Source organism: Streptomyces sp. NPDC048514 (genome assembly GCF_043199955.1).
In the GTDB taxonomy this organism is placed as follows: domain Bacteria; phylum Actinomycetota; class Actinomycetes; order Streptomycetales; family Streptomycetaceae; genus Streptomyces.
Genome location: NZ_JBICWT010000003.1, coordinates 627249 through 639535 on the forward strand (window position 1 = coordinate 627249; position 12287 = coordinate 639535).

General features: G+C 74.0%; 9 protein-coding genes. 5 read left to right on the plus strand and 4 right to left on the minus strand.

The window, feature by feature from the left end; genetic code table 11:
* Window positions 1-65 precede the first annotated feature (65 nt).
* Entirely contained in the window at window positions 66-2408 is a 2343-nt protein-coding gene (locus tag ACGFT2_RS08650) for a glycoside hydrolase family 65 protein (protein WP_393274862.1), read from the minus strand.
* Window positions 2405-3145: a beta-phosphoglucomutase family hydrolase gene (locus tag ACGFT2_RS08655; RefSeq protein WP_393274864.1), complete on the minus strand. Its 741-nt coding sequence runs from the start codon at window positions 3143-3145 to the stop codon at window positions 2405-2407. Before ACGFT2_RS08655 ends, ACGFT2_RS08650 begins: the two co-directional genes overlap by 4 nt.
* 127 nt (window positions 3146-3272) lie before the next feature.
* On the opposite strand from ACGFT2_RS08655, the gene ACGFT2_RS08660 reads away from it, so the two are divergent.
* From ACGFT2_RS08660 to ACGFT2_RS08680, 5 genes are all read left to right on the plus strand, one after another.
* Window positions 3273-3968 carry a nucleoside/nucleotide kinase family protein gene (locus ACGFT2_RS08660; protein ID WP_393274865.1) on the plus strand — a complete coding sequence of 232 codons (696 nt, stop codon included), beginning with the start codon at window positions 3273-3275 and terminating at the stop codon, window positions 3966-3968.
* A gap of 475 nt (window positions 3969-4443) precedes the next feature.
* On the plus strand, window positions 4444-6114 hold the full coding sequence (locus ACGFT2_RS08665; RefSeq protein WP_393274958.1) for a phospholipid carrier-dependent glycosyltransferase: 1671 nt from the start codon (window positions 4444-4446) through the stop codon (window positions 6112-6114).
* A 78-nt stretch (window positions 6115-6192) separates the two neighbouring features.
* Window positions 6193-7110 (plus strand): MurR/RpiR family transcriptional regulator, encoded by a 918-nt coding sequence (locus tag ACGFT2_RS08670; RefSeq protein WP_393274867.1) that lies wholly within the window; start codon window positions 6193-6195, stop codon window positions 7108-7110.
* A 459-nt stretch (window positions 7111-7569) separates the two neighbouring features.
* Window positions 7570-7950 carry a hypothetical protein gene (locus ACGFT2_RS08675; RefSeq protein ID WP_393274869.1) on the plus strand — a complete coding sequence of 127 codons (381 nt, stop codon included), beginning with the start codon at window positions 7570-7572 and terminating at the stop codon, window positions 7948-7950.
* A gap of 238 nt (window positions 7951-8188) precedes the next feature.
* Window positions 8189-10579, plus strand: coding sequence for a SpoIIE family protein phosphatase (locus tag ACGFT2_RS08680; protein WP_393274960.1), 2391 nt, complete (start codon window positions 8189-8191; stop codon window positions 10577-10579).
* Window positions 10580-10630: 51 nt separating this feature from the next.
* Here the strand turns inward: ACGFT2_RS08680 and ACGFT2_RS08685 are convergent, their stop codons facing one another.
* Window positions 10631-11113 (minus strand): flavin reductase family protein, encoded by a 483-nt coding sequence (locus ACGFT2_RS08685; RefSeq protein ID WP_393274870.1) that lies wholly within the window; start codon window positions 11111-11113, stop codon window positions 10631-10633.
* Between the two features lie 109 nt (window positions 11114-11222).
* Entirely contained in the window at window positions 11223-12227 is a 1005-nt protein-coding gene (locus ACGFT2_RS08690; protein WP_393274872.1) for a peptidoglycan-binding protein, read from the minus strand.
* Window positions 12228-12287 lie beyond the last annotated feature (60 nt).

A 12287-nucleotide genomic window follows, 5' to 3' on the forward strand; every position in this document is an offset into this window, starting at 1 on the left:
CACGCACGCCGCACGTGCGCCCGGCGGGCCTGTTCTCGCCCGCCGGGCCGCCGCGGGCCGTGCGCTCAGCCGCCGTTGGGCGCGCGGTGTGGTGGTTGCTGCGGGGTGGGGCGGCGCTGGACGGGGGGTACCGGCCGTACGGCCGGGTCGTCGGGGCTCACCGTCAGTGGTTCGCCGTGGTGGTGCAGGGTCAGCGGAGGCCCGTCCAGCAGGGCGTAGGTGACCTTGTCGGCGCCGATGTCCACCCGCAGCCGGCGCCCGCGGAACTGGACGTTGAAGGCCAGCCGGCTGAGCCGCTCGGGCAGCCGGGGCGCGAACCGCAGCCGCTCGCCGTCGCGGCGCATACCGCCGAAGCCCGCCACCAGCGCCATCCAGGTACCGGCCAGCGAGGCGATGTGCAGTCCGTCCCGGGTGTTGTGCTCCAGGTCGTGCAGGTCCATCAGCGCCGCCTCCGTCGTGTAGGCGTAGGCGAGCCCGAGATGGCCCGTCTGCGCGGCGATGACGGCCTGGCAACAGGCGGACAGGGAGGAGTCGCGTACGGTCAGCGGCTCGTAGTAGGCGAAGTTGCGGGCGACCTGCTCCTCGTCGAAGTGACCGGCGCAGGTGTACATGGCCAGCACCAGGTCGGCCTGCTTGACGACCTGCTTGCGGTAGAGGTCGAAGTAGGGGAAGTGCAGCAGCAGCGGGTACTGGTCGGGGCGGGTGCCGGCGAAGTCCCAGCGCTGATAGCGGGTGAACCCGGCATGCTGTTCGTGGACGCCGAGTTCGTCGTTGTAGGGGATGTGCATGGCCTCGGCGGCGTCCCGCCAGACCGCGCTCTCCTCCTCGTCCACGCCGAGCCGCTCCGCCTCACGGGGATGGCGTTCGGCGGCGTCGGCGGCGGCGAGCAGGTTCTGCCGGGCCATGAGGTTGGTGTACGTGTTGTCGTCGGCGACGGCGCTGTACTCGTCGGGGCCGGTGACGCCGTCCAGATGGAAGACGCCGTGGCTGTCGTGGTGGCCCAGCGAGCGCCACAGCCGGGCCGTCTCCACCAGCAGCTCCACCCCGGCCGTCCGCTCGAAGTCGGTGTCGCCGGTGGCCGCCACGTACCGCACGACGGCGTCGGCTATGCCGGCGTTCACGTGGAAGGCGGCGGTGCCGGCCGGCCAGTACGCCGACCCCTCCGAGCCGCCGATGGTCCGCCAGGGGAACGCGGCCCCGGCGAGCCCCAGCTGGGCGGCGCGCTCGCGGGCCTCGTCCAGGGTGTTGTGCCGCCAGCGCAGCGCCTCCGCGACGGCCCCGGGCGCGGTGTGCGTGAGCAGGGGGAGCACGAACATCTCGGTGTCCCAGAAGGCGTGCCCGTCGTAGCCGGAGCCGGTCAGCCCCTTGGCGGGGATCGCGCGCTGCTCGGCCCGGGCACCGGCCTGCAGGACGTGGAAGAGGGCGAACCGTACGGCCTGCTGGATCTCCTCGTCGCCCTCCACCTCGACGTCCGCACGGGCCCAGAAGTCGTCCAGACAGGCCCGCTGGTCCGCCAGCAGGCCCTCCCAGCCGTCGTGCGCGGCGGCCGCCAGCGCGGCGTCGACCTGATCGGCCATCGCGGGCAGCGAGCGGGTGCCGGACCAGCCGTGGGCGACCAGTTTCTCCATCCTGAGCTTCTGCCCGGGCTGCAGTACGGAGGTGACGGTCAGCCGGGCCACGTCGATGCCGCTCTCGCTGCGGGTGGTGGTGCGCTCGGGGCCGGTGACGACGTGGTCGGCGGCGACGGCCACCCGCAGGCCGCTGCGCCGGGTCCGGTGCACCAGCCGCAGCCGGTTGCCCGAGGCGAACTGGTCCTCCTGCTCCAGGGGCGACTTCAGCGCGATCGCGGCCCGCGGGTCGCCGTCAGGCCCCGGAATGCTCTCGTTGGCGACCAGCTCCGACTGGATCACCACCCGGCTGCGGCTGCCGACCGCCTCCACCTCGTACGCCACGGCGGCCACCGCACGCTGGGTGAGCGACACCAGCCGGGTCGAGCGGACCCGGACGGTCGACCCGGCCGGTGAGGTCCACTCACAGGTCCGCTCCAGCACGCCGCGCCGCATGTCCAGCACCCGCTCGTGGGCGACGAGCCGGCCGTAGCGCAGGTCGAACGGCTCGTCGTCCACCAGCAGTCGGACGATCTTGCCGTTGGTCACGTTGATGACCGTCTGGCCGGACTCCGGATAGCCGTACCCGGCCTCCGCGTACGGCAGCGAGTGCACCTCGTGCACCCCGTTGAGATAGCTGCCGGGCAGGCCGTGCGGTTCGCCCTCGTCGAGGTTGCCGCGCCAGCCGACATGGCCGTTGGACAGGGCGAACACCGACTCGCTCTGGGCGAGGACGTCCAGGTCGAGGGCGGTCTCCCGCACGGTCCAGGGCTCCACGGCGTACGACCGCTCGGTGATCACTGCTCGCCTCCCAGCTCGGCGAGGTCCTTGACGACGATGTTCGCACCGTGGGCGTACAGCGCGTCGGTCTGTCCCACGCGGTCCAGGCCGACGACGTACCCGAAGGAGCCCGCGCGGCCCGCGTCCATGCCGGCCAGCGCGTCCTCGAACACGGCCGCCCGGGCCGCCTCGACGCCCAGGTCGCGGGCGGCGGCGAGGAAGGTGTCCGGGTGCGGTTTGCCCGGCAGCCGCCGCTCGGCGGCCACCACACCGTCGACGCGGACGTCGAAGAAGTGCTCGGCGCCGACGGAGCGCAGTACGTCCCGGCAGTTGGCGCTGGAGGAGACGATCGCCGTGCGCAGCCCCGCGGCACGGACCGCCTCCAGATAGCGCAGGGTGCCTTCGTAGGCCTCCACGCCACCGGTGCGGATCTTCGCCAGGAGCAGGTCGTTCTTGCGGTTGCCGAGGCCGTGCACGGTGCGGGCGTCCGGTGGATCGTCCGGGGTGCCTTCCGGAAGGCGGATGCCGCGCGATTCGAGGAAGGCCCGGACGCCGTCGGCGCGTGGGCGCCCGTCGACGTACTCGTCGTAGTCTGCGGCCGTGTCGAACGGCCGCCCCTGCTCCCCCTCGTAGTCGCGCAGGAACGCGTCGAAGGTCTCCTTCCAGGCGGCCGCGTGCACGACGGCCGTCTTGGTGACGACACCGTCGAGGTCGAAGAGACAGGCCTGGATTCCGTCGGGCAGACCGAGCTGAGTCATACCCAGCACTGTTCCCCACCAGGAGCGGTCCACCGGGTGGCGCACAGCACACCGGCGCTTTTCTCGGCAAAGCTTCGGGTACGGGCCACGGCCCCCGGCCCGGGCCCTCGGTGCCACACTGGCTCCTGTGCCGCCGACCTTCGACGATCTCCTCACCCGTGCCCGTGCCCTGACCCGGGACGGCCGGCGGGCGGTTCTGGGTGTCGCGGGCAGCCCGGGTTCGGGCAAGACGACGCTCGCCGAACATCTGGTGCGTGCCCTCGGCGACGGCGATCCGGCCCGGGTGGCGCACGTGCCCATGGACGGCTTCCATCTGGCCGACGCCGAGCTGGACCGGCTGGGCCGCCGGGACCGCAAGGGCGCCCCGGACACCTTCGACGCGGCAGGCTACGCGGCGCTGCTGCGGCGGCTGCACGAGGACACCGACGAGGTGGTGTACGCACCCGGGTTCGAGCGGGTGCTGGAACAGCCGATCGCGGGCGCCATCGCGGTGCCGCCGTCGGTGCGTCTGGTGGTGACGGAGGGCAACTACCTTCTGCTCCAGGAGGGTTCCTGGGGGCGGGTACGGCCGTTCCTGGACGAGGTGTGGTTCTGCGAGACGGCCGAGGACGAGCGGATCCGCCGGCTGGTGGCCCGGCACGAGGAGTTCGGCAAGGATCACGAGTCCGCCGTGGCCTGGGTGCTGGGCACCGATCAGCGCAACGCCGATCTGGTCGCGACGACACGGGAGCGAGCGGACCTGGTGGTACCGGCCGACGCGCTGCCGGCACCGCGCGGGGTGGGCTCGGCGCGCCCCCGGCGGCCGGACTCCGGGGCGAGGTGAACTCCGGCCGGGCGCGGGCCGTACCCGTGTGCACGGCAGAAGGTCTGCCGGTACGACTCGTGATGCGGTGACGCCTCCGCGGCGGGCGCGGTGGGACGGCAGGGCCATGATCCGGCCCGGCGCCCGCGCCGACGCCCGGCCGGGTGCCACCGCGGGGCGGACGATGGCACCCGAACACCACACGGTCCGGACCCGTGCGGCCCTCGCCGAAACGGTCACGGCTCTCGCCGGCAGGACCACGGCCCTCGCCGGAACGGTCACGGCCCTGGCCGGCAGGACCACGACCCTCGCCGGAACGGTCACGGCCCTGGCCGGCAGGACCACGACCCTCGCCGGAACGGTCACGGCCCTGGCCGGCAGGACCACGGCCCTCGCCCGCCGGACCACAGAGGTGCCCGCGGCCGGGCCGGCCGGCGGCCCGCGCCGCCGCCGGCGGTGGCCCGTGCCCCTGCTGGTGGCGCTGCTGCTGACGCAGATGGCGGTGGCGATGGTCACCACGGCCGTACAGCAGACGCCCACCATCGACGAACCGGTGTACGTGGCGACGGCGACCGACTACCTGCGCGAGCACCGGCTGCGCTACAACCCCGAGCACCCGCCGCTCGGCAAGCTGCTGATCGCGGCCGGTGTGGCGGTGGCCGGCCCGCACTACGACCCGTCGTACACCGGTACCCAGGGAGGCGTGGGCCGGCATCTGCTCTACGAGTCGGGCAACGATCCCGGGCGGCTGATGCTGTGGGCGCGGCTGCCGGTGATCACGCTGACCCTGCTCTTCGGGCTGGTCGTCCTCGCCTTCGCACGTGCGCTGACGAGTACGGCGGGCGGCCTGCTCGCGCTCGCGCTGTACGCCTTCTCGCCCGATGTGATCGCGCACGGTTCGCTGGCCACGCTGGACCTGCCGGCGGCCGGGTTCGTGCTGACGTCGGCCTGGCTGACGTGGCGGGCGCGCGAGCGGCCGGGGCTGTACCTGCCGCTCGCCGGCGCCGCCCTCGGGGCGGCCGTGGCGACCAAGATGAGTGCCCTGGCCGCGGTGCCGGTGCTGCTCGTGCCGGCGGTGCTGTCCGTACGGGCCGCGCGGCGGCGCGGAAAGGCGCTGCCCGGGTTCGCGGGCCTGCCCGAGGGCCGGGGGCGGACGGCGCTGGCGGCGGTCACGGGCGCCGCGGTCGTGGCGCTGGCGGCCGTGGCGGTCGTCTGGGCCACGTACCTCGCGGTCGATCCGCGGCTGCGCTTCGCCCCTGCCGAGCCGGTCCCGGCCGTCTCCGGGCTGCGCGGGCGGCTGGTGGACCTGCTGCCCGTCCCCGGCGCCTACCGGGCCGGGATGCGGGTGCAGTTCGGCCTGGAGGACTACCCGTGGCAGGGCTATCTCTTCGGGCACCTGTACACCGGCTCACGCTGGTACTACCTGCCCGTCGCCCTGCTGGTGAAGACGCCGCTGGGGCTGCTGGCCCTGGGTGCGGCCGGCGTGGTGGCGCTGGTGGCGGTACGGCGGCTGCGGGCCGCGGCGCCGTACCTGCTGCTGCCGCCGCTGGCCCTGCTGGCGGCGGCCATGACGGGGGCGCGGGACTTCGGGACCCGGTACGCGCTGTTCGTGCCGGTGTTCCTCGCGGTGGCGGCGGCCTGTGTGCTCGTGCCGCTTCGCCGGTGGGCTGATGAACCGGCGCCGCCACGGCGCTGCACCGGTGCGCCCGTGCCGCGACGGCGGTGGGCCGTGGTGCCCGTGCCGCGACGGCGGTGGGCCGTGGTGCCCGTCGGTGTTCTGCTGCTGTTCGCGGCGGTGAGTTCGCTGCGTACGTTCCCCTACTACCTGCCGTACGCCAACGAGGCGTTCGGCGGTCCCTCGCACACCCACCGCCTGCTGCACGACTCCAACGTGGACTGGGGGCAGGACCTGGGCCGGCTGGCGGACCGGCTGCGGGAGCGCTATCCGGGCGAGCGGGTGTGGCTGGTGTACAAGGGCGCCGGAGTCCCGTCGTACTACGGCATCCACGCCGCCGACCCGCGCGAGGTGCCCGCGGACCGGGTGCACGGGCTGCTGGTCGTGTCGGACTCGGCCGTCGCCAAGGCGCGCGGGCGGCTCGCCGCGCTGATCGCGAGCAGCCGGCCGGTCGGCGAGGTGGGCCATTCGATCAGCGTCTACCGGCGGTGAGCCCGGCGCCTCAACCCCCTGGTCACGGCGGCCGGTGAGCTATGTTGAGTGCTCGTGGGAGACAAAGGAGGCGGACCGGTGCCCTCGCCGCAGCAGGCCCGCGCACAGGCGTCAGCGATCACTTCGGGCAAGACGGTGCCCGAGGCCGAGGCCGCGCCGACCTCCCGGCTCAGGGAACTCTTCGACGGCCCCCGCCTGTCGCCGGGGCAGCGGCGCATCGCCCAGTACCTGATCGAGCACATCACCGAGGCCGCGTTCCTGTCGATCACGGAACTGGCGGACCGGGTCGGGGTCAGCCAGCCCTCCGTCACCCGTTTCGCGGCCGCCGTCGGCTTCAGCGGCTATCCCGCGCTGCGGGAGAGGCTCCAGTCGATCGCGCTGAGCACGCTCGCCGGCGGGCCCGGCGAGGAGGACCGCGCCAACGAACTCCAGGCGGCGGTGGACGCCGAGATCGAGAACCTGGAGAACCTGCGGCGCGACTTCGCCGACCCCGACCGGGTCATCCGGGTGGGCCGCGCGCTGTCCCGCTCCACCCCGCTGACCGTGCTGGGGCTGCGGATCTCGGAGTCGCTGGCCGAGTACTTCGGCTACGCCGCCCGCCGGATCCACCCGGACGTGCGGCTGGTCACCCGGGGCGGCAGCGTGGCCTACGACACGCTGCTGCAGGCCCGTGAGGCGGGCGGCAGCTGGGTGCTGGCGTTCGCCATGCCGCGGCACTCCCAGGAGACGCTGCAGGCGATCCGGGTGGCACGCGGGGCCGGTCTGAAGGTCGCCCTGGTGACCGATCTGGCGCTCGCGCCGCTGGCCGACGAGGCCGACGTCGCCTTCGCCACCGGCACCGGCTCACGGCTGGTCTTCGACTCCTACGCCGCTGCGGGCGTGCTGACCGCGGCACTGCTGCAGGCGATGACCGACGCCGATCCGGAACGTACCCAGGCGCGTCTGGAGAAGTACGAGCAGCTCTCGGACCAGCACCAGTTCTTCCTCAAGGACTGACCGGGACAGCCGGCGACCCGGGCGGCCGATCCTTCCGTCCACGCCGCGCGATCGTGAAGATCTTGCGGTCCTCCACCCCCTGGACGGGGATCATTCGACCCAAATCACGCATGAATGTTTTCATACCTCTTGCAAAGCGATCAGCATATATAAATACTGCTCACGGATCGCGCCCGACCACTCCGGGCACGTTCCGCACGTGTGGACTCATTGCTCGCACCGCCCCGAGAAAGCCGACGGACCGCCCATGCGCACGCACCACCGCACGCGGCACCGGTTCCCGGCCCCCGGGGGCCCCGAACGGACACCCTCAGCCGCCGTCCCCTACCCACGTCGGCGCCCGGGGTGTACCGGGGCGCATCGTCTGCGCGATGCGCCCGTGGCGGTCCCGGCCATCCCCTAGGCCGGGGCCGCCCCGAACTCGTCGGACCACCCTCACGACGCCGCACACCGGAAGCGATGATCATGCCCCTGACCAGCACGCGCATCAGCCCAGACTGGCCCTGCCAGGTCAAGACGCCGGGCAGCTACGACTGGGAGCGCTCGGCGGCCAAGTGGCTGCGTGAACTGATCCCCGCGCGCTACGCCAGCTATCCGGCGATGATCCGGCACCCCGTCCTGCTCGCCCGGCACGCGCAGATCCAGGTGCAGCAGGAGATCCGGGTGGCGCGCACCGCGCTGCAGACCGCACGGGCCGAACTGCCGGTGCTCGGAATGCCCGAGTCCGTCATCGAGCACACGATCAAGCTGTACGCGGCCGAGGTCCTCCAGCTGCAGCACATCGCGCGCAGCGTCCGCGCCGTCACCGAAGCTCTCGTCGGCCGCTCCACGGGCCGCTGACCCGGTCCTCGCGGCAGGACGGGCGCCGGCCGTCCACGCCCTCCCCACGGGCCGCCGGCCCGGTACTTCCGCCCGCTCGCGGAGGACCGGCCCCGGCCGCCCCCGCTCTTCCCGCGGTCCGCCCCCGGCCCGCCTCCCGCTCCCGCGCGGCGGTCGCGGAGTCCGGCCCGCCCGACGCGTGATCGAGGGGGCCAAGGTGTGCCATGCTCGTCGCGTGACGAGCGAGCCCGTGTCCCCGATGGAGCCCGGCACCGGCGCCGACCTGACGGCGCTGGTCAAGGTCGTTGCCCGGCAGCGCGCGGAGATGGAACGGCTGCGGGACCTGGCCGCCACGGCGGCTGTCCTGGAGCGGGCCAAGGGCGTGCTGATGGCGATCACCGGATGCTCCCCTGACGCCGCCCACGAGGAGCTGCAGCGCCGCGCGAAGGACGGCAACCGCACCCTCCTCGAACAGTGCTGGCTCACCCTGGGCGCCCTCCCGCCACCGATGCGGCAGCCCTCCGGCGCGGCCTCACCGTCGGCTCCGGGCCTGCCCGGCGCCGCCGGATCCTGGGAACCCGCCCCCGCCGGCACCGTGGACATGGCCGAGGTGCTCGGGCACATCGGACGGGACCTGGTCCGGGTCGGCTCGCCGCAGGAGCTGGCCGGGTGCCTGCTGGACCACCTCGCGCCCGAGGTCCGCGCCGACGCCGTGATGCTGTACGAGCGGCTGCCCGAGGGCGGTCTCGGACTGATCGGGCACGCGGGCATCGACGCCACCCTCGCCGCCCAGTGGCGGTACGTGCCCCCGCTGAGCGAAGTGTCCGCGGTCGACGCCCTGCAGGCGGGCGAGCCGCGCTGGCTGGAGGACCTCCCCTCGGACAGCACCCGCTACGTGCTGATCGGGAATCCGCCCGAGCGGTGGCCCACCCGCGCCTGGCTGCCCCTGCCGAGCGGAGACACCGCGAGCGTCGCCCTCGGCGTGCTGCGCCGGCACGACGGGCCGTTCGTGCCGCGCGAACGGAAGCTGCTGCGGGCCGTGGCCCGGCTGTGCGCGGGCCGGCTACGGGTCTTCGACGCCCCGCAGGAACGCCCCGACGAGGACGGCACCGCCCAGACCGTGCAGGCGGTGCTCGACGCGCTGCCGGGCGCCGCGATCGTCCTCACCCCACTGCGCTCCGCCTCCGGCGAGGTGGAGGACTACCGCATCGAGGCGGCCACCGCCGAAGCGGTCGACGTGTTCGGCCGCGCCGGCCGGGACATGGTCGGCAGCCACATCCTGGAGAGCTACCCGTCCGTGGCGGGTGAACCGCTGTGGCACGGCTATCTGCGGGCCCTGGAGACCGGCATGCCGTTCGACAGCGAGCCCTTCGTCTACCAGGACGTCTCCGACGGCGTCCCGGTGACCGCCACCTACTCGGTTCGCGCGGCCCCGCTGGGCGGCGGCCTGCTGGTGACCTGGCTGCGGCACGACCCCGCGGAGCGGCAGGAGCAGCGGCTCGCGGACGTGCAGCGGCTCGGCAACCTCGGCTGGGCGACCTGGAACCTGACCACGCAGGAGGTCTCCTGGTCCGCGCAGGCGTACGCCGTGCTCGGCCGGGGCCCGGTGCGGGAGCCGCTCGGGCTCGACGAGCTGCCGGACCTGGCCCTGCCGGAGGACGCGGCGAACCTGACCCACGTGATCGACGAACTCGTCCGCGAGGCCCGCTCGTTCGACGTGCCGTTCCGCGTGGAGACACCCCAGGGTGTCCGGCACCTGCGGATGGTCGCGGAGGCCGTCACGGAGCCGGACGGCACGCCCGTCGAGGTGCACGGCTTCGTCCAGGACCTCACCGCCCAGCGCAGCGCGGAGCTGGCGCTGGTGGAGAGCGAACGCGCGATGCTGCTGCAGCGCGGGGTCCTGCAGGCCGAGCGGGCGCTGGCGGCCCGGCTGCAGCACGCCCTGCTGCCACTGCCCAGCAAACCCGTCCGGCTCGCCGGACTGCGCGTAGAGGTCGCCTACCTGCCCGCCCAGGCCGGCACCCATGTGGGCGGCGACTGGTTCAGCGCCATCGAACTGCCCGACTGCGACGCGCTGTTCGTAGTCGGGGACGTGGCGGGCCACGGTATCGGCGCCGTCGCCACGATGGCCCAGCTGCGGTTCACCGCCAAGGGCATGGTCAGCACGGGTTCCTCGCTGACCGGGGCGCTGGCCCGGCTCAACCAGCTGCTGCTGCACTCCCGTGACAGCCAGACCACCGCCACCATGATCCTGGCCCGCTACGACCCCGACGAGCAGATCCTGGCCTGGGCCCAGGCCGGGCACCTCCCGCCCCTGCTGATGCGCGGCGGCGAGGCCCGCTACCTCGATCGCCCCGGCGGCATGCTGCTCGGCGCGAGCGCAGCCCCCGTCTACGAGTCGGCGGAACTGAGCCTCGAACCGGGCGACCGGCTGCTGCTGTACACCGACGGTCTGATCGAGCGCCTCGGCGAGAGCCTGGACGAGGGCTTCGCCCGGCTGGCAGAGGCGGTCCGCGTCCACGGCTGCGGCGAATCAGGCTCCCTGGACGCGCTGCTCAGCACGATGCTCTCGGACGAACGACGCGACGACGTGTGCGTGCTCGACATCAGAATGCCGCGGGAGGAGGACGCCCCCGACGCGGGAGCGTAGCCACCGAACCGGCTCGCCGTCGTGGCGGGGAGCAGCGGGGCCGGCCGCGGCTCAGTCCACCGGGTGGCCTGCGTCGATGTCGTAGGCGTCGGACAGCCGCAGCAGCGGCCCGGGCCGTCCCGAGCCCCACCGCACGGGGTCGAGCACGAAGCCGGCGTGGTCGCCGCCGTCGGTGCGGTGCAGGACGGTGCCGACGAACCAGGCCGCCGCGTCCGTCAGGACGATGGCTCCGCCGGGCCCCTCGCGCCGGGCCAGCCCCGCGAACTTGTCGACCTCGTCGCCCGTCTCGCCCCCGAAGAGTTCGGCGAGGTCCCGCTGGTCCCGGGTGAGCAGATGGACGGCGAGATACTGCGCCGCCCGGGCGACGCGGTACGTGCGGTTGACCTTGGACAGCCATACGGCGTACCGGAGCGGGTGGATGGAGCACTGCGAGGCGAAGCCGACCAGGCAGCCGGCGCGCTCGCCGCCGGCCACGGCCGTGACCAGGCACATGTCCGGGTCCAGCCGGTCGAAGAAGCCGTGTGGGTCCGTCATGCCGCTTCGCTCCCCTTCGCCGCCGGGGCCTCGGCCCGTCACCGTCCCGGCCCGTCCACGCGAGTGCGGTCGCGCCCGCGTCCCTGCATGGGTGTTCCCGGCGGGCCGCTCACGAATCGTCATCGGGGCCGGTCCGTGATTCGAGGGCGTGCCGAGTGTCGTCGCCGTAGACGCCGGTCTCGTCGCCGCTGATGCCGTACCAGAGCTGGAATCGGGCCACCGCTTCGGTGAGCGTGGCGTCGTAGGTGCCGCTGGTGGAGCCGTCACGGTAGACGTCCGGCACGCCCAGGAGGCGTTCCTGCAGGTCGGTGACCTCGGGACCGGTGTCGCCCCGGCGCAGCGTGCCGGGGCCGTCGGGGTCGGCCGCGTCGGCGGGCGGTGCGGTCGCGGTGACGGCGGGAGTGCCGGCGGGAGTGCCGGGCGCGGGTGCGGCGGGTGCCGGTGTGGCCGGATCGGCCGTGCGCGGTGCCGTGGCCGTGGGGTCGGCGTGGTGTGCGGTGCCGGTGGTCTGCTGACGGCCGCCGAGCAGCTGGGCGCAGCCGAACCCCGCGAGCCCGGCCACCAGCACGGCCGCGGCCACGGCCAGGGCGGCCCGGCGCGGTGCTGGGCCGACGGCACCGGTCATGGGGGCGAGGGTGCCGGTGACCGGGGCGGTCGGTGGGCCGGCCGACGGAGCAGGAGGCAGCGGAACTCGGGACGCCGGAGCACGAGGTGACGGAACACGGGGTGACGGAACGCGGGGTGACGGGACACGGGGTGACGGAGCACGGGACACGGGCGGAACGGTCGGTAGTTCCTGGGTGTCCTCCTCCTCTGCCTCCGGTGTGCGGTCCGGAGCCGGCGGCGTCCGGTCCGGGGCGGAGGGCGGCGCGGGCTGCACCCCGCCGGGCCCGTCCGTGACGGGCTCGTAGGGGACGGGCGAGTAGGTGACGGGCTCGTAGGGGACGGGCTCGTACGTGACCGGCTCGGGGCGCAGCTCGCGCATCAGGTCCGCGAGGGCGTCGAAGTGGCGGAGCCGCAGCACCCGGACGGGTTCCAGGTCGCCGTCGTGCTGTGGAGGTTCGGGGCGCGGTGGTTCGGGGCGCGGTGGTTCGGGGTCGGGTGGTGTCGGCACCTGGTTCTCCTTCCGTCCCGTGCGGGCGGCTGCGTACGCCTGCACGCGGGATTCCGGGCT

What these genes read in the sequence shown, in the direction of transcription:
- ACGFT2_RS08680 (WP_393274960.1), top strand. Translation starts at nt 8,189, where the DNA reads ATGGAGCCCGGCACCGGCGCCGACCTGACGGCGCTGGTCAAGGTCGTT.
- ACGFT2_RS08685 (WP_393274870.1), bottom strand. Translation starts at nt 11,113, where the DNA reads ATGACGGACCCACACGGCTTCTTCGACCGGCTGGACCCGGACATGTGC.
- ACGFT2_RS08675 (WP_393274869.1), top strand. Translation starts at nt 7,570, where the DNA reads ATGATCATGCCCCTGACCAGCACGCGCATCAGCCCAGACTGGCCCTGC.
- ACGFT2_RS08665 (WP_393274958.1), top strand. Translation starts at nt 4,444, where the DNA reads ATGGCGGTGGCGATGGTCACCACGGCCGTACAGCAGACGCCCACCATC.
- ACGFT2_RS08655 (WP_393274864.1), bottom strand. Translation starts at nt 3,145, where the DNA reads ATGACTCAGCTCGGTCTGCCCGACGGAATCCAGGCCTGTCTCTTCGAC.